Below are 17,493 nucleotides of genomic sequence, written 5' to 3'. Positions count from 1 at the left end.
CTACTTAGCACTTTTCTTGGCTTTCTTTGGTGCGCGTTTAGCTGGCTTCTCTTGCTCTTGTACTAGTGGTAAACCACCAATAACTTCGCCTTTGAAGATCCAAACTTTAACACCAATGATACCATAAGTGGTTAAGGCTTCAGAAGTTGCGTAGTCGATATCAGCACGAAGAGTATGTAGAGGTACACGACCTTCACGATACCATTCTGAACGTGCGATTTCTGCGCCGCCAAGACGACCGCTAACTTCAACTTTGATCCCTTTAGAACCGATGCGCATTGCATTTTGTACCGAACGCTTCATAGCGCGACGGAACATAACACGACGCTCTAGTTGAGAGGCAATGCCGTCTGCTACTAGTTGTGCATCTAGTTCTGGTTTACGTACTTCAGAAATATTGATCTGAGCAGGTACACCAGCAATCTTAGTTACCGCTTGACGTAATTTTTCTACGTCTTCGCCTTTTTTACCGATAACAACACCCGGACGAGCCGTGTGAATTGTTACGCGGATTGATTTTGCTGGACGCTCAATAACGATTTTAGACACAGAAGCCGCTTTCAATTCCTTAGTAAGGAATGTACGTACTTTGTGATCGCCAAAAAGCTGTGCAGAGAAATCTTTTGAACTCGCGTACCAGGTAGAAACCCAAGGTTTAGATATACCTAGGCGAATACCAGTAGGATGAACTTTTTGTCCCATTACTTATACTCCTAGCTATCTGAAACCACAACAGTGATGTGGCTTGTACGCTTAAGGATGCGGTCTGCGCGTCCTTTAGCACGTGGCATAATACGTTTCATTGTTGGACCATCGTCCACAAAGATCGTTGTTACACGTAGCTCATCAATGTCAGCACCTTCGTTATGCTCTGCGTTAGCAATAGCAGACTCAAGTACTTTTTTAACTAATACAGCCGCTTTCTTAGGGCTGTACGCCAGGATTTCTAGTGCGCGATCGACAGGTAACCCGCGGATCTGATCTGCAACTAGACGTGCTTTTTGCGCCGAACCAGAGGCGAATTTATGTTTAGCTAATGCTTGCATTTATCATTCCCCTCTTAACGTTTCTTCGCTTTCTTATCCGCAGCGTGGCCACGGTAAGTGCGAGTTGGTGCAAATTCACCTAGTTTGTGACCGATCATTTCGTCAGAAACGAAAACTGGTACATGCTGGCGACCATTATGGACAGCAATGGTCAATCCGATCATGTTAGGTATGATCATTGAACGACGGCTCCAAGTTTTAATTGGCTTCTTGTCACCGCTTTCCAAAGCTTTCTCTACCTTCTTCAGCAAGTGTAGGTCTATAAAAGGACCCTTCTTGAGAGAGCGTGGCATGGCTATTCCTCAATATTACTTAGTACGACGACGTACTATAAATTTATCCGTACGCTTGTTCTTACGCGTCTTAGCACCTTTAGTCGGCTTACCCCATGGAGACACAGGATGACGACCACCAGACGTACGACCTTCACCACCACCGTGTGGGTGATCAACCGGGTTCATGGCAACACCACGAACTGTCGGACGAATACCACGCCAGCGATTTGCACCTGCTTTACCAAGTGAACGAAGCATATGCTCAGCATTGCCTACTTCACCTAGTGTCGCACGACAATCAGATTCAACTTTACGAACTTCGCCTGAACGAAGACGTAATGTTACATACTGACCATCACGAGCAAGGATTTGAACGTATGCACCAGCAGAACGTGCGATTTGCGCACCTTTACCTGGTTTTAATTCTACGTTGTGAACAGTCGAACCTACAGGCATATTACGCATAGGTAATGCATTACCAGGCTTGATTGGTGCATCAACACCAGACTGGATTGCATCGCCAGCTTTTAAGCCTTTTGGTGCGATAATGTAACGACGCTCACCGTCTGCATATAATACAAGAGCGATGTTTGCGCTACGATTTGGATCATATTCTAAACGCTCAACTACAGCTGGAATACCATCTTTAGTACGTTTAAAATCGATTAAACGGTAATGTTGCTTATGACCACCACCGATATGACGAACCGTAATACGACCATTGTTATTACGACCACCTGACTTAGAGTTTTTCTCTAATAGTGGTGCGTATGGCTTGCCCTTATGTAGATCTGGGTTTACCACTTTAACTAGGTGACGACGACCCGCAGAAGTTGGCTTACACTTTTGAAGTGCCATAATTCTAACTCCCCTTATTACTCGGCGCCGCCGACAAAGTCTAGTTCGCTGCCTTCTTTAAGAGTAACGTAAGCTTTTTTCCAGTCGCTACGACGACCGAAACGTGCGCCAGTACGTTTTGTTTTACCCTTAACGTTAAGTGTGCGAACACCAGTTACTTCCACTTCAAAAAGCTTCTCTACAGCTGCTTTAACTTCAGCTTTAGTTGCGTCATTTACTACTTTGAAAACGATAGTGTTGTTTTCTTCAGCAGCAATAGTGCTTTTTTCAGAGATATGTGGAGCAAGGATCACTTTTAAAAGACGTTCTTCACGGATCATGCTAGCGTCTCCTCAAGTTGCTTAACAGCAGCAGCTGTAATAAGTACCTTATCGAAAGCGATTAAGCTTACAGGGTCGATACCAGCTACATCACGCGTGTCAACCTTGTACAGGTTACGTGCCGATAAAAATAGATTCTCATCTACTTCTTCAGTTACGATAAGAACATCTTTAAGCTCAAGTTCTTTAAGCTTAGCAACTAGTTCTTTAGTTTTTGGTGCTGCTAGAGCAAAACTTTCAACAACGATTAAACGCTCTTGACGAACTAATTCAGATAAAATGCTTTTGATCGCACCGCGGTACATTTTACGGTTTACTTTTTGGCTGTGGTCTTGTGGTTTAGCTGCGAAGCTAACGCCACCTGAACGCCAAATTGGACTACGGATTGTACCAGCACGTGCACGGCCAGTACCTTTTTGAGCCCATGGTTTTTTACCACCACCGCTTACTTCAGAACGTGTCTTCTGAGCACGAGTACCTTGACGAGCACCTGCTGCGTATGCAACAACTACTTGATGTACTAATGCTTCGTTAAACTCACGTCCAAAAGTAGCTTCAGAAACTTCAAGACCGCCAGAAGCGTCTTTAATTGCTAATTCCATCACTAAATCTCCAGGACTTATGCTTTAACAGCAGGTTTAACGATAACGTCACCGCCGATAGCGCCAGGTACTGCACCTTTAACTAAAAGCAAGTTACGCTCAGCGTCAACGCGTACTAGTTCTAAGTTTTGAGTCGTTACACGCTCAGCACCCATATGACCGGCCATTTTCTTACCTTTAAACACCTTACCAGGTGATTGGTTTTGACCGATTGAACCAGGAGCACGGTGAGATAGAGAGTTACCATGTGTAGCGTCTTGCATGCTGAAATTCCAGCGCTTAACACCACCTTGGAAACCTTTACCTTTAGAAGTACCGGTTACGTCAACTTTGTTGATTTCGTTGAATAATTCAACAGTAAGCTCAGCGCCTACTTCAAAATCGCCTTCACCACCATTTAGGCGGAATTCCCACAGACCGCGACCCGCTTCAACACCAGCTTTAGCGAAGTGACCCGCTGTTGCTTTGTTTACACGGCTTGCTTTTTTAGTGCCTGCGGTTACTTGAAGCGCGTTATAACCGTCTGTTGCGTCAGATTTGATCTGAGCAATGCGGTTAGGTGTCGCTTCAATAACTGTCACAGGGATAGATACACCATCTTCAGTGAAGATACGTGTCATACCCACTTTACGACCGACTAGACCTAATGCCATTTTCCTAAAACCTCTCTAATCTTTCGATTAACCCAGGCTGATTTGAACATCAACACCAGCAGCAAGATCTAAACGCATAAGTGCGTCAACAGTCTTGTCAGTTGGTTCTACGATGTCGATCAGACGTTTATGGGTGCGGATCTCGTACTGATCACGCGCGTCTTTATTAACGTGCGGTGATGTAAGTACAGTAAAACGTTCAAAGCGTGTAGGTAGTGGAATTGGACCACGTACTTGTGCGCCAGTGCGTTTCGCAGTTTCCACGATTTCCGCCGTTGATTGGTCAATCAAACGGTGGTCAAAAGCTTTTAGGCGAATACGAATGCGTTGATTTGACATTCTTAAACCTCAATATAAAGAGCATTTAAAAGAGCATAAAAAAACGACCGAAACAATCTTAAAAACTTAAGATGCCGGTTGTTGATTTATATCTACGTTGAGTTCCAAATCGGAACTCCTGTTTTATTAGCTTGAAATCCAAGCTTAATGTTCCTTCCAAGTTCCCGAGGGAATTTTGAAAGCCTGCGTATTATAGTGATATTGGTGATAAATGCAACAACTATTTCAAACTGCCAGAATGAGGATTATTTATACTGTAAAAAAGGGCTGTCATTGTGTCGTCAATACAGGAAGTTATCTATAGTGATAGAGCGAGATGATCGTGCTCGCTATTAATGATAATGGTCAGTCCAGTTATTACTTGGTATTATCTGCGCTAATTTTGCTTTTTACCCTCTAACGTTGGTGAGTTGATGCGTATTTTTAATTATTGTTTGAATTTTGTCTCTAAGGTAATGAATAGCCTGTTTGTTAAAAGCAAGGTGCTACCTGAAAACCCAATCGAACAATACGGCCTTAATCCGGTATATCCAACCTTTTATATCGTGAAGCTTAATGCCCGCTCAGATTTAGCGGCGCTAGATAAAGTCTGCAAAAAATTTGGCTTACCTTCTCCGATGCAATCACAACTGTTAGGTGGCCAAGAATTAGAACGCTTTATTGGTTTACAAAATCCGCCACCACTGTTTGGTGACGAAGCCAAACCAACCGATGCGCTTAATCAAGGCAAGCAAATTATTGACCAGTTGCTAGCCAATGGTGAGCAAAATGTACAAGTGCTGCCGGTAACCATTCTATGGGGCCGTAACCCTGGTAAAGAAAAGCCCGGATTAGGCACGCTGGTGTCGCACTCTCTTACCCCAAGCTGGTTTCGTAAGTTTTTTGTTTTACTGTTTTCTGGCCGTGACAACTTTATCCGCTTTAGTCAGCCTTTAGATTTATCTCTGTTGGTGAACGAAAAAGCCGAGGTAGATGAGTTGCCGCATAAACTGCTGCGCGTGGCTCGGGTGCATTTTCGTCGTCAAAAGCTAGCGGCGACGGGGCCAAAAATGCCCTCACGCGAGCAACTATTTAATTCGTTATTAGCTTCACCAACCATCAAAAAAGCAATTCAAACTGAAGCCAAAGAAAAAAACATCAGCCAACAACAGGCACAGCAAAATGCGCTAAAACTGCTTGATGAAATAGCGGCCAATTACAGTGACGCGACAATTCGAGTTGCCGATCGCGCACTCACTTGGCTGTGGAATAAACTGTATAACGGCATTGAAGTTAAATATACCGAACAGCTTCATGACTTAACCAATAAAGGTCATGAGATCATCTATATGCCATGCCATCGCTCGCATATGGATTATTTGCTCCTTACCTACTCTATTTATCATTTAGGTTTAGTACCGCCCCATATTGCAGCGGGTATTAACTTAAACTTTTTCCCTGCCGGTGGCATCTTCCGCCGCTCAGGGGCGTTTTTTATTCGCCGTTCATTTGCAGGCAGCAAGCTCTATTCAGCCGTGTTTAAAGAATATTTAAGTCAGCTATTTATTAAAGGTTATTCTGTAAAATTTTACACGGAAGGTGGTCGCAGCCGTACCGGGCGTTTATTACCACCAAAAACCGGCATGCTAGCTATGACACTGCAAGCAATGCTGCGTGGCATCGACCGCCCAATTTCGATTGTGCCTGTGTATATTGGCTACGAGCACGTCATGGAAATCAATACTTACTTGAAAGAACTTGCGGGCGACGACAAAAAAGGCGAGTCGATTTTTGGTATTTTTAAAGCCATTAAAAATTTAAAAAATTATGGTCGTGGTTATTTAAACTTTGGCGATCCAATCTCAATCAATCAATATTTAAATGAGCAACAACCTGATTGGCGTGACTCTATTCACCCTACCGATGTACAAAAACCGCAGTGGCTTGGGCCGCAAGTGGCGACCTTAGCCGATAAAGTCATGGTTAACATTAACAGTGCTGCCGCCCTTAACTCGGTTAACTTACTAGCCATGATCTTACTAGTAAACGATAAACAAGCACTGAGTAAACCTAAGTTGCTAGCACAACTAGATTTTTACTTACACCTGCAACGCAGTGCGAGTTACAGTGAAAAAATCACCATTCCAGATGAAAGCCCAGAGCAACTATTAGCGCATGCGTTAAAACTGAATAAGTTTGAGGTGATCAGCGATGAGTTTGGCGAAATTATTGCTATTAGCGATAAAGAAAAAACCCTGTTTAACTATTATCGCAATAATATTCTGCATGTTTTTGCAGTGCCAAGCTTACTGGCACTGCATATATTTAAAAGCCATAAAACCACCATTGCACAATGCCAAGCACTAATTAACTGCTTTTACCCGTTATTTGCTAAGGAATGGTTTTTACATGAGCTCGATGAAAACTACATTTCCCGTATTTTAGCCAGTTTTGTAGATCAAGATTTAATTGAAATTGATGGTGATAACATCAAAATTACCAATAGTAATGACTGCTTAGCGAAACTTGAAATTCTCGGTCGAGCACTGAGTTTAACGCTGCAACGCTATGCGATTGTGACCGGTTTTATTCAAACAAGCTTAGGCATTGAGCGCGAAGAGCTAGAGCGGGAAAGCCAAGTACTGGCTGAGCGTTTAGGTACATTGCACGGCATTAAAACTCCAGAGTTTTTTGACAAAAAAGTATTGGTAGGTTTTATTAGCAACTTACGCGAGCAAGGGTTAATTAGCGAAACCGAGAATGGCTTACGAGGCAGCACAGAACTGTGTGAAGTGTATATGCATCTTAAAGCATTACTGCCAGCACGGGTCTGGCAGTCAATTAGTGATATTGTACAAGGGCAGTGTAACCAAAAATAGCTGCAAATCGCCTATCAGCGCTGACGCATAACCCCTTCTTGGATCGTTGAGGCAACAAGATTGCCTTGACGATCAAAGAACTGGCCACGCACTAAACCACGTCCAGAGCTGGCACTTGGGCTATCAACAGTATATAAAATCCAATCATCCAAACGAAACGGACGATGAAACCACATAGCGTGATCAATGGTTGCTACCTGCATATTGGGTTGCATAAAGGATACACCATGAGGCTGAAGCGCCGTTGGTAAAAACTCAAAGTCAGATGCATACGCCAATAAATAATTGTGGATACGCTGATCATCTGGCATATCACCATTGGCTTTAAACCAAATATGCTTCACAGGTTCCATTACCTCAGGTTTAAACGGGTTGTGGAATGTTACTGGGCGCATATCAATTGGCACTTCACGAATAAATTTATTGCGGATCACTTCAGGAATATGGCTAGCATTTGCCTGGTAAAACTCAAGTGACGATTTAAGCTCTTCAGGTTGTGGTACATCGGGCATGGTTGCTTGGTGTGACAACCCTTCCTCAAGACCTTGGAAAGACGCCGTCATATAAAAAATCGGTTTGCCGTATTGAATCGCTTTAACTCGACGGGTACTAAAACTTTTGCCATCACGAATGGTTTCAACATCATACACAATCGGTTTAGCGGCATCACCTGGGCGTAAAAAATAAGAATGCAATGAATGCACAATGCGCCCTGGTGGCAAAGTTTCTTTAGCGGCAGAAAGCGCCTGCCCCATCACTTGGCCGCCAAACACAGCACCAAACCCTAAATCTTGGCTTTGCCCGCGATACAAGCCTTGCTCTATTTCTTCTAATGCTAATAACGATAGTAAATCATCTAAAACTTGGCTCATTCATATATCCTCAATCCCGACAAGACCCACATAATACTATAGACTATAATTATGTAAATCTTAGGGAGATAACAATGGCTTATTGGCTATTTAAAACAGAACCTGATGCGTTTTCAATCGATGACCTAAAAAATGCCCCCGCACAAACCAGCATGTGGGAAGGCGTGCGTAATTATCAGGCCCGCAACTTTATGCGTGATGGGGTAAAACACGGTGATTTAGTGATGATTTATCACTCAAGTTGTAAACAAGTTGGCGTTGCAGGTATTGCTACCGTTACCCGCGAAGCCTATGCTGACCCTACTCAGTTTGATTTAAGCAGTGACTACTACGATGCTAAGGCTAATGCGGAAAACCCGCGCTGGTTTGTCGTTGATGTTACTTATAAAGCGCACCTAAATAAACTGGTAAGCTTACAAGCAATCAAGGCTAATAATGCCATCACTGAGATTGCCCTTAAAAAAGGCGGACGCTTATCAGTCATGCCCGTCACAGAGCATGACTGGCAACAGATAATCACCATGAGTGAAAAAAATAGCAGTCATTTTTAATAGGCCGCTATTTTTGCTATAATTCTCCACCTTTATTATTGAGGTATCTTGGGGGATGTATGAAGTTATTGTATTGGTTAGATGAATGGACCAGCCTCCCCCGCGATGAGCAGCAAAACCAAGCCCCCTTCACCGGCGGCGATTTACTCGGTGATGTGTATGTAAAATACCATATCATCGATGCGAATAAGCCTCTGCTGTTTACCTTTTCTCCTGCTGGTACAAACTACCAAGAACATGATCTTACCGATGATTTCTCACCGTGGGCCTACAAGCTCGCAAAAAAGCAAGATGTGAATATTATTGCCTTTCAGCACTTAGGTATTAGTAACTGGTTTAGGCATCGTAATCTACTCTTTTTCATTGAACAGTTAGCCCCCCTTATAGGTGGCTTTAAAGAGCGTTTAGGCTATGGCTTAAGCAGAGGTGGTTTTGCCGTTGGTGCATTTGCTAATCTGTTAAAACTCGATAAAGTATTGCTATTTCATCCTGTTAGTACAAAAAATATAGAAAAAGCACCATGGGATGACCGCTCAAGTACCGAAATTGCTCAAAAGTTTGATTGGACGGGAGATTACCACGACCTAGATTTAGGGCGTGCTAAAGGCTACATTATCTATGACCCGACTAATCGAATTGACCGCGCACACGCTAAACGTTACGGTCAATTAAACCACTTGCGGGTATTTGGTATGGGCCACAGCGTTCATGCAACTTACTTAAATAAGTTTGGTTTCTATAAAGATGTGGCTGTGGATTTTATTCGCCACCAACAAATTGATATTGCACAATTTCGCTTACAAACCAAAACCCTGCGCTTTAAGGAAGACTATTACCGAAGGCTCAATAAGGCGAATATTAAATCGGCACATCGCCAAGCCCTATTAAGCAAAGCACACAATATTCTTATTGATGAAAAAGCAGCGCATGTGCAAGAGCATCAAGCAAAAATTGATATTCAACCTCTGCTTGATGTTGCGTTAAAGCACCAAGATGAACACCCTAATGATGCAATTCAACTGCTCGAAGTAGCCCAGCAACTCGCCCCTGATGATCCTTTAGTAGAGCACAAACTAAAACAGTTAAAGTAAAGCCAGCAGCTTAAAATAAAAAACCGTGTTTGTTAAATCAAGCACGGTTCGTAATATAGATGAATGCTAACCACTTTATTTTTTCTTGTTCTTTTTCTTTTTATGGCCATGTTTAGGAATGATGGCAAAGTACATGACCAGTGCCAGCCATGAAAAAAAGATAATACCAATTAACCAACCATTCTTTTCATGCCCTTGGGTGCGCTTACTATTGAGCACTATTACAACAGGTAGAATATAGGCGCTCAATAATAGAATTAAAAACGCAACTTCACCCATTACTTAGCCAATCCCTGCCAATCTACTTCGTTGCTTAATACACGATCAACAGCGATGTAATGTAATATATCGCCACTATTAACGGGATAATTAAGTGGTGGATTTAAATCCATATTTTGAGCACTTAGATTGTGCGCAACACCGAGTAAAATGGCATCATGATCGTGTTTAAAGTGATGAAATAATTTGCCGAACTCCATTTCTGCCAACTCCGCGGGGATCACTAAACTAAACTGGGTATCACCATGCAGAGTTGATAAAAGCTCTTCTTGTACGCGACTAGAGCCTGGATCTTGCATTGAACGCACTAAAATTTCAGCAGATTTAGCGCTCGAACATTCCACGTTATGGCAGTGCTCTAGTAGCATTTCAACTTTACTCTCATCATTAAAATGCGCGCTAATGTGGCAATCGTCTTTTACTAATTTGCTAATACGCAGTGCTGTGGTAAATGTTTGGTCATCATCTTGACCATCAATAATAATTTTATCGGCTTGCTTAATCGCCACACGTTCAAGCTCCTCACAGTCGGTAAAACTCGATAAGCGAACAAAATCAACATGGGCGTTAGCTAAAAAGGGATGTTCCATTTGCTCTGTCACCGCCAGCAAAATGCGTCTATCCATACGTTTTTGATCAGCCAAGATATAATCAATCATTTTTTTAGTGCGGATTTGATGCCAGCCAAAAATAATTATGTGATTGTTAAAATGCGAAAAACTTTTATCACCTGTCATAGCGCGCCTAATTAAATAAGTAACTGTTTGCCCTGTTTTACCTAACAGAACGCCAAATAAAGCCAAACCAAATGGAATCTGCAGTACTGCTACAATCCATCGTCCCAAGTCTGTGCTGGCACTAAAATCACCATAGCCTACCGTTGAAGTCGTTACTATATAGTAGTAAACAAAGGTGCTAACGGGGCTTAATGCGGTTTCACCAGCTAAACCCAACAGCAACCAGATCAACAGCATATGCAGCAGTGTTGCGATAGCCACAGCTTGCCAGCTAACCTGATCAATATGATTTCTGACTAATAAAAATAATCGTTTAAATATAAATGGCATGCCCACACTTGGTTATTTAGCTATCAATTATGCGATAAGTTACTGCAATGCTGAAATGATGGCAATGGCTGCGCAGCACATAACGACTAAGATTAGTATCTAGGCTGCTTTTTTTAAACATAACAGTGTAAGCTATACTTGAATTATTAATTATTTAGTCGAGTGTGTTATGTCAGGTGTATTAGCTTCTGTTGATCAGCGAACCCAGCTCGTTGGTGAAAATCGCTTAGAATTATTGCTGTTTTATTTACACAGCCGACACCTATTTGCCCTTAACGTGTTTAAGGTAAAAGAGGTGGTTAAACTGCCTCACTTAAATATTATTCCTCACGCTCACCCGAAAATTTCTGGTGTTGCTAACATTCGTGGCGAATCTATTCCGGTGATTGATCTGCGCCAAGCTATTTGTATGCCTGCGGCCAAGCACATTGAAGACAGTAACCTAGTTATCACTGAGTATAATCGTACCGTGCAAGGCTTTTTAATAGGTAAGGTTGATCAAATCGTCAATATGACATGGTCCGATATTATGCCGCCACCGACTTCTGTTGGTAAAAACCATTACTTGACTGCATTGACCAAAATTCAACGCGATGGCCAAGAACAATTAGTCGAGATCATCGATGTAGAAAAAGTACTCGCTGAAATTGTTGAGTACGAAGTACAAATTTCTGATGAAATACTTGATAAAAGCATTGTGAACGAATTTGTAGGCCGCAAAATCCTTCATGCTGATGACTCACCCACAGCGCGCAAACAAGTGAGCGACACATTAACGCAGTTAGGTATTGAGATTATCCCTGCCAGTAATGGCCTTGAAGCACTGAACATGCTTAAAGCCTGGGCCGATAAAGGCATGGATGTAGAAAAAGAGTTGCTGATGGTGATCACCGATGCTGAAATGCCAGCGATGGATGGTTATCGGTTAACCCACGAAATTCGTAATGATAACCGCCTAAAAAATCTCCATGTGGTACTTAATACTTCACTCAGCGGTAGTTTTAACCAAGCCATGGTTGAAAAGGTGGGCTGTAATGCGTTTTTATCTAAATTCCAGCCTGATTTACTAGTTGAAGAAGTACAAACACGTTTAAAAGCGGTGCTTGAACAACAAAAATAGCACCAATGTTTAAATTAACGCTTTTGATACGCGATATAATATTAAAACGACCAGCGCATTTGCCAATTAAGTACATTCGTGATTAATTGGCAAACACACACATAATAAAAATACATCATTATGCTCAATAAAATTGCCAAGCCATTTACTAAACTAGTCGAACGTTATCTGCCCGATCCGTTTATCTTTGTAATTTTACTCACCTTACTGACTTTTATAATTGCAACACTAGTTACGCCTTCCAGCCCACAGCAAGTTTTAACAGCATGGGGCAGTGGTTTCTGGAACTTACTCAGTTTTGCTATGCAAATGCTACTAGTACTTCTGACCGGCTATATGCTAGCAAGCACACCAATTATGAGCCGCCTGCTAACCCAATTGGCAAAACTTGCAAATACTGCGCCTAAAGCGATTATCTTAGTCACCTTTGTGTCATTGCTCGCCAGTTGGATCAACTGGGGTTTTGGTTTAGTGATTGGTGCTTTGTTTGCCAAAGCAATTGCGCGTCAGACACCGGTCGATTATCGCTTACTGGTTGCCAGTGCGTATTCTGGTTTTATTGTTTGGCATGGTGGTTTAGCTGGCTCAATTCCATTAACCATTGCTACTCCAGGGCATTTTGCGGAGCAAAGTATGGGCGTGATAAACACCAGCACCACCTTGTTCTCAGGTTTTAATATCGCCATTGTGGTGGGCTTATTCATTATTATGCCGCTAGTTAATCGCTATATGTTACCCAGCGCTGAAGACAGTATCTATGTCGATAAAAGCCGACTAGCAGAACCGATACCTAAACCCAACAATGCTACCCGCCCTGCCGATAAAATTGAGCACAGCAAATTATTAGGACTGGGCATTGGTATGCTTGGGCTAGTTTATTTAGCTAATTATTTTATCTTTAGTGGTGGCTCACTTAATTTAAATAGTGTGATTGCGCTATTTTTATTTTCAGCCATTTTACTGCATCAAACGCCATATAATTTACTTAATAGCTTACAACAAGCAGTGCCCAGCGGCGCAGGGATTATTATTCAGTTCCCATTTTATGCAGGGATCATGGCCATTATGGTCGACACCGGTTTAGCACAGCAAATTTCGCAAGGCTTTATCGCCATAGCCAGCGCAGAATCATTGCCGTTTTGGAGCTTTTTAAGTGCCGGCTTAGTGAATATATTTGTGCCATCAGGCGGCGGCCAATGGGCGGTACAAGCACCCATTGTAATACCCGCCGCACAGGCACTTGGTGCAGATATGCCCCGCGTGGCAATGGCGGTAGCGTGGGGAGATGCTTGGACTAACCTGATTCAACCATTTTGGGCCTTGCCAGTGCTAGCAATTGCCGGCCTAAAAGCTAAAGATATCATGGGCTTTTGTTTAGTGCAGTTAATTATAACCGGCGTGTTTATTGCGCTGATGTTAAGTTTTTATCCTTAAAATAAGGCGGGTAAAATATATAAGACTCGCTTTACTAAACCAATAAAAAATGACTAAAAACAGAGTTCGCAGGCAGATTAACCAAGTTTCAAAGCAATGAAAAGCCCTTACCTCACCTCGCCATAGAGGCAAGACCTCATTCCGCAATTTCGGATTGTAATATCAGAGGAACTGAAGTTGATAAATTAAAATTAAGGCATATGCTCAAAACACACTCTCAATTAGGAATTGATGATAAATATGAAGCTATTGCACATACGATGATATTAAAAAAAATTAAAATAAAATCTATCCTTTTGCTATCTCTACTAATATTTTTTTTATACTTATTGATAGATCCTGAAATTGATTCATTCAAAAAATAAGGATTTTTATAAAAGAAATAAATAACAGTAGACGTAACGAATATAACAGCAAACACACTCATATTTATCCTCTTAGCTTTATAGGTTTCATTTAATAGTAACCATTAAATTCTCATGCTTCTAAAATACTGGCGTGAACTCAGGCCTTCACTGATAACACATTGACCAGTTAAAATTTAACACAAAAAATCAACTCGATAAAATCTTCATCGGCAGGCTTAAAATCGGATTTTCTGAGTCAGCAAAATGCATCATCACCGCGACGTGCCCTGCAACGACGAGTGCGTACATTACCGCTGAAAAGCCTTGGCCGTATTTGTCCAGTGGCAATAAATGCGAGTAATGGCGGCCGCGCCATTCAAACACGATTTCCAGCGCACCGATGAATAAGAAAAACACCAATAGCATGAGGCCAAACGTGTAACTTATCCATAAACCAAATAACACACCAAGCAAGCACACGCTTAAGCCTATCCAAGATCGCATTGAAAAGCTGATGCTTTTTAATACATGACCACCGTCGAGCGGAAGAATGGGCAATAAGTTAAATAAGTTAAGTAATGCGCTGAGTACCGCGACACCTGCAAAAATTTCCATCTCGGTGGCGTAATAAAGCACCACACCTAAAACAGAGGTGATCAAACCAAATGCGGGCCCCATAAGTGAGATAACCACATCTTGCCAACGGGTGGTAATTTTATCGTCACTGACGGCAAGGCCACCAACAAACGGAATTAAGTAAATGCCTTTGGTTTTAATACCAAAATATTGCATCGCTCTAACATGGCCATATTCGTGGATCACTAAACAGGCAATCAGCATCAAGGCAAACTCAAAGGTAAATAACCACGCATAGCCTGCCACTGAGGCGCCAGCTAACGCCACTTTAACGACTTTAGCACTTTTAAAAATCTTAAAACCTAAAGCAAATAATCCGAGTAACCCTTGCTTTGGTTTGGTTTTTTCAATTGGCGGTAAGGTGAGTTGTTGGACAAACTGATGATTAATATAAAGCGATAATTTTTGTTCAACAACAGCGCTGGTGTCTAGGCCAATCACTTGATCGTCTAGCTTAAATTCAAAATAGTTTTCGCGCGGGTTATCAAAGCCAATCGCTTGTTGTTGCTGAAAAATTTTTATTATTTGTCGCCCAGCAAGCACTAAACTAAATTGTTGATCGGCGAGGGTCAGCTGTATTTGCATGATGTTACTTTAAACCTTAAAAATTATATCGTTAGTATACCTATTTTTTTAACGAGATTATGGAATAAATTTTCAGTTATAAAGCTGACACGTTGCCGATTATCTACTACTTTTAAACTACCAATATGTTTTATTTCAGGGAATAGAAATGACAAAAGCAGCACGTAATATTCTTGTTGTTGATGATTCAAAAGCAATTTTAATAGTGATGCAAGCTATTTTAAATGAGCTTGATGTACCCAATGTCACAACCTGCTTAGACGCCGCAGAAGCGCTCAATAAAGTAAAAGAAAATCTACTTTTATTTGATGCCGTTTTCACTGATCTTAATATGCCCGACATGGATGGCATGGAGCTAATTCGCCATCTTGGGACAATCCAGTACCCCGGCGCTATTGTTATTATCTCGGAAATGAATTCGAAGATAATTGATTTAGCCGCTGACTTAGCACGCAAAAACAATGTGCACTTAATTGGCAATATTGCCAAGCCAGTGCAACTTAACCAAGTTTATACGCTATTGAAGAAATTAGAGTATTTAACCTGCCACACCGAAAAAACCAGCGAGCCAATTTCTGAAACACAACTGCTGCATGCAATCAGTCATAACGAGATAACCCCTTATTACCAACCTAAGGTAAGCCGGATCACCAATGAAGTGGCCAGCATAGAAGTATTAGCTCGAATTGTGACTCCCGAACACGGCGTTATTATTTTACCAGAGCGATTTATTTGTGTTGCTGAAGATTTAGATTTGATTAACCTGATCACCTTTCAGTTGTTTGAAAAAGCAACTGGGGATTTTTCAGAAATAAAAACACAATTAGGTTATAAACTTAAACTCGCTTTTAATTTATCGCCATGCCAGCTTGAAGATTTAAGCTGCCCAGATAAACTGGCATTGATTCTACAACTCAATCAGCTTACCCCAAGCGAAATTATTTTAGAGATCACCGAACAACATGCGCTATCCAGTTCGGCTCAATTAGAAACGTTAAACCGCTTAAGAATGCGCGGTTTTGGCATTTCGCTTGATGATTTTGGCACTGGCTTTACCAATATACAGCAGTTAAAAACCTTGCCTTTTACTGAGGTAAAAATAGACCGCACTTTGATCAGCAATATCGAAAGTGACTTATTCTCTCAGGTGATTGTGAGTAGCTTAGTGCATATTGCGATTCAAGATGATCTAGATATTGTGGCCGAAGGGATTGAGCGTGTTGAGGAGCTAGAATATTTAGATCGCTTCAAAGAACATATTTTAATGCAGGGCTTTTTGATCAGCCGCCCCAAAGGCAAAACAGAATTTATTCGCTGGGCGAAGTCATGGCTGCACATGGTGTCGTTAAATAGTAATAGTCGCCGTTAATGCTTGCCTTTCGGTGAGTTTTTTTCAGCGTTTGATTCATCTTTACTTAACTCTTCACTTAATAGTGTATTACTATTTGCTAAGCGCTGGCGCCAACGCTGCTTTGCAACCGCTTGCATGTTGGCAGATTGGTCATGCTCATCAACTATTTCAAATCCCATTAATGCCTCAATCATATCTTCAAGCGTAACAATCCCCTGTACATCACCATACTCATCTATCACTAAGCATATATGCGTGCGCTCAGCTAATAAAGTATGTAATAACGTGGGTACGTACAAAGTCTCTGGTACGGTATAAATAGGCTTGACCAACTTACTGATTTTATAGTCTTTACCTAGTCGATGAAACGCCAACATAATATCGTTTTTATGCACAAAGCCAATAATATCGTCACCATTTTTGTCATACACTAATACCCGAGAAAACGCCGATGAACCATGCTCCGCTAGGTATTGATCAACCGTTAAATCCTTGTGTACTTTAAATAATACAGTGCGTGGAGTAATTAAAGAATCTAACTTGGCGTGACGAAAATGCAATAAGCTGCGGATGATTTCAGATTCTTCCTGGTGCAGCGCCCCCGATTGTGAGCCCATATCAGCCATAGCTTCTATTTCTTGGCGAATGTAATAAGCTTCGTTGTAATTACGGCCCAATATACCAGTGAGTTTTTCAGCAAGCCATACAAAGGGTTTTAGTGCGATGACTAAATACCTTAATGCTTGGGTCACTATAGGTGCAAGCGCTCGCCAGTGTTTTGCCCCTAGGGTTTTAGGGATGATTTCTGATAGTACGAGTACCAGTAAAGTCATTATCGCTGAGGCAATACCTACTGCAGCATCTGAAAAAACCACCGCAGCTTGTGCTCCTACGCCCGCTGCACCAGCAGTATGGGCAATGGTATTTAACGTTAAAATAGCTGCTAACGGTTGATCTATATTTGTTTTTAAGTGCTCAAACCGCAGTGCTAATTTGGGCTTACTTTTACGTAGTACGGCCACATAACTTGGCGTAATGCTCAACAGCACCGCTTCCATAATGGAGCATAAAAAAGAAATCGTGATCGCTACGACCATGTAAACGATTAATAATGTCACTGTGACCTCTTAGTCATTCAATTAGATACACCTTAACAACTGTGGGCGCCAACCTCAAACTCCGTAAGTGATAAACTGAAATCCATCGCAG

Annotated in this window: 19 protein-coding genes; 6 read left to right on the top strand and 13 right to left on the bottom strand. The window is 41.8% G+C overall.

The annotated features are described in order from the left end of the window. From rpsC to rpsJ, 8 genes are read right to left on the bottom strand one after another with little or no spacing between them, the layout of a single operon-like run. Complete coding sequence (rpsC, locus tag A7968_RS16955; protein ID WP_054206128.1) at positions 1–702, bottom strand: 30S ribosomal protein S3; 702 nt, start codon at positions 700–702, stop codon at positions 1–3. Between the two features lie 11 nt (positions 703–713). Continuing rightward, positions 714–1,046 carry a 50S ribosomal protein L22 gene (gene rplV / locus A7968_RS16950; RefSeq protein ID WP_004588690.1) on the bottom strand — a complete coding sequence of 111 codons (333 nt, stop codon included), beginning with the start codon at positions 1,044–1,046 and terminating at the stop codon, positions 714–716. Positions 1,047–1,060: 14 nt separating this feature from the next. After that, the gene (gene rpsS, locus A7968_RS16945) at positions 1,061–1,339 is read right to left on the bottom strand and encodes a 30S ribosomal protein S19 (RefSeq protein WP_010561269.1); all 279 of its coding nucleotides are present in this window, start codon (positions 1,337–1,339) and stop codon (positions 1,061–1,063) included. Between the two features lie 15 nt (positions 1,340–1,354). Next, positions 1,355–2,179, bottom strand: coding sequence for a 50S ribosomal protein L2 (gene rplB / locus A7968_RS16940; RefSeq protein ID WP_064667755.1), 825 nt, complete (start codon positions 2,177–2,179; stop codon positions 1,355–1,357). Between the two features lie 17 nt (positions 2,180–2,196). Next, positions 2,197–2,499: a 50S ribosomal protein L23 gene (gene rplW / locus A7968_RS16935; protein WP_054206127.1), complete on the bottom strand. Its 303-nt coding sequence runs from the start codon at positions 2,497–2,499 to the stop codon at positions 2,197–2,199. Then, the gene (gene rplD / locus A7968_RS16930; protein ID WP_054206126.1) at positions 2,496–3,101 is read right to left on the bottom strand and encodes a 50S ribosomal protein L4; all 606 of its coding nucleotides are present in this window, start codon (positions 3,099–3,101) and stop codon (positions 2,496–2,498) included. The genes rplW and rplD overlap by 4 nt, the downstream gene beginning before the upstream one ends. Positions 3,102–3,118: 17 nt before the next feature. Then, the gene (rplC, locus tag A7968_RS16925; RefSeq protein WP_054206125.1) at positions 3,119–3,754 is read right to left on the bottom strand and encodes a 50S ribosomal protein L3; all 636 of its coding nucleotides are present in this window, start codon (positions 3,752–3,754) and stop codon (positions 3,119–3,121) included. 27 nt (positions 3,755–3,781) lie between these two features. After that, positions 3,782–4,093, bottom strand: coding sequence for a 30S ribosomal protein S10 (rpsJ, locus tag A7968_RS16920; RefSeq protein WP_002957900.1), 312 nt, complete (start codon positions 4,091–4,093; stop codon positions 3,782–3,784). Between the two features lie 413 nt (positions 4,094–4,506). Between rpsJ and plsB the strand changes: the two genes are divergently transcribed. Continuing rightward, the gene (gene plsB / locus A7968_RS16915; protein ID WP_064667754.1) at positions 4,507–6,951 is read left to right on the top strand and encodes a glycerol-3-phosphate 1-O-acyltransferase PlsB; all 2,445 of its coding nucleotides are present in this window, start codon (positions 4,507–4,509) and stop codon (positions 6,949–6,951) included. Positions 6,952–6,965: 14 nt separating this feature from the next. Here the strand turns inward: plsB and tesB are convergent, their stop codons facing one another. After that, positions 6,966–7,823 carry an acyl-CoA thioesterase II gene (gene tesB, locus A7968_RS16910; protein ID WP_064667753.1) on the bottom strand — a complete coding sequence of 286 codons (858 nt, stop codon included), beginning with the start codon at positions 7,821–7,823 and terminating at the stop codon, positions 6,966–6,968. Positions 7,824–7,897: 74 nt separating this feature from the next. Between tesB and A7968_RS16905 the strand changes: the two genes are divergently transcribed. After that, positions 7,898–8,374: an EVE domain-containing protein gene (locus A7968_RS16905; RefSeq protein WP_064667752.1), complete on the top strand. Its 477-nt coding sequence runs from the start codon at positions 7,898–7,900 to the stop codon at positions 8,372–8,374. Between the two features lie 59 nt (positions 8,375–8,433). After that, positions 8,434–9,465 (top strand): hypothetical protein, encoded by a 1,032-nt coding sequence (locus tag A7968_RS16900; RefSeq protein WP_064667751.1) that lies wholly within the window; start codon positions 8,434–8,436, stop codon positions 9,463–9,465. A gap of 75 nt (positions 9,466–9,540) precedes the next feature. Here A7968_RS16900 and A7968_RS16895 read toward each other — a convergent pair whose 3' ends face one another. Both A7968_RS16895 and A7968_RS16890 read right to left on the bottom strand, forming a co-directional pair. Then, on the bottom strand, positions 9,541–9,744 hold the full coding sequence (locus tag A7968_RS16895; protein WP_064667750.1) for a hypothetical protein: 204 nt from the start codon (positions 9,742–9,744) through the stop codon (positions 9,541–9,543). Continuing rightward, positions 9,744–10,811 (bottom strand): potassium channel family protein, encoded by a 1,068-nt coding sequence (locus A7968_RS16890; protein WP_064667749.1) that lies wholly within the window; start codon positions 10,809–10,811, stop codon positions 9,744–9,746. The genes A7968_RS16895 and A7968_RS16890 overlap by 1 nt, the downstream gene beginning before the upstream one ends. A gap of 169 nt (positions 10,812–10,980) precedes the next feature. On the opposite strand from A7968_RS16890, the gene A7968_RS16885 reads away from it, so the two are divergent. Together A7968_RS16885 and A7968_RS16880 are read left to right on the top strand one after the other, a co-directional pair. Continuing rightward, positions 10,981–11,931: a chemotaxis protein CheV gene (locus A7968_RS16885; protein ID WP_064667748.1), complete on the top strand. Its 951-nt coding sequence runs from the start codon at positions 10,981–10,983 to the stop codon at positions 11,929–11,931. Between the two features lie 120 nt (positions 11,932–12,051). Continuing rightward, positions 12,052–13,365 carry a short-chain fatty acid transporter gene (locus A7968_RS16880; RefSeq protein ID WP_064667747.1) on the top strand — a complete coding sequence of 438 codons (1,314 nt, stop codon included), beginning with the start codon at positions 12,052–12,054 and terminating at the stop codon, positions 13,363–13,365. A 554-nt stretch (positions 13,366–13,919) separates the two neighbouring features. Here A7968_RS16880 and A7968_RS16875 read toward each other — a convergent pair. Further along, complete coding sequence (locus tag A7968_RS16875; RefSeq protein ID WP_064667746.1) at positions 13,920–14,936, bottom strand: metalloprotease; 1,017 nt, start codon at positions 14,934–14,936, stop codon at positions 13,920–13,922. A gap of 145 nt (positions 14,937–15,081) precedes the next feature. Between A7968_RS16875 and A7968_RS16870 the strand changes: the two genes are divergently transcribed. Further along, positions 15,082–16,302 carry an EAL domain-containing response regulator gene (locus A7968_RS16870; protein WP_064667745.1) on the top strand — a complete coding sequence of 407 codons (1,221 nt, stop codon included), beginning with the start codon at positions 15,082–15,084 and terminating at the stop codon, positions 16,300–16,302. On the opposite strand, the gene A7968_RS16865 is transcribed toward A7968_RS16870, so the two are convergent. Continuing rightward, entirely contained in the window at positions 16,299–17,402 is a 1,104-nt protein-coding gene (locus A7968_RS16865) for a CNNM domain-containing protein (protein WP_064667744.1), read from the bottom strand. The genes A7968_RS16870 and A7968_RS16865 overlap by 4 nt on opposite strands. Between the last annotated feature and the right edge of the window lie 91 nt (positions 17,403–17,493).

It is taken from the genome of Pseudoalteromonas prydzensis, assembly GCF_001661495.1.
In the GTDB taxonomy this organism is placed as follows: domain Bacteria; phylum Pseudomonadota; class Gammaproteobacteria; order Enterobacterales; family Alteromonadaceae; genus Pseudoalteromonas; species Pseudoalteromonas prydzensis.
The sequence above is the reverse complement of the archived record's forward strand: the minus strand, read 5'-3'. Positions and strand labels throughout refer to the sequence as shown.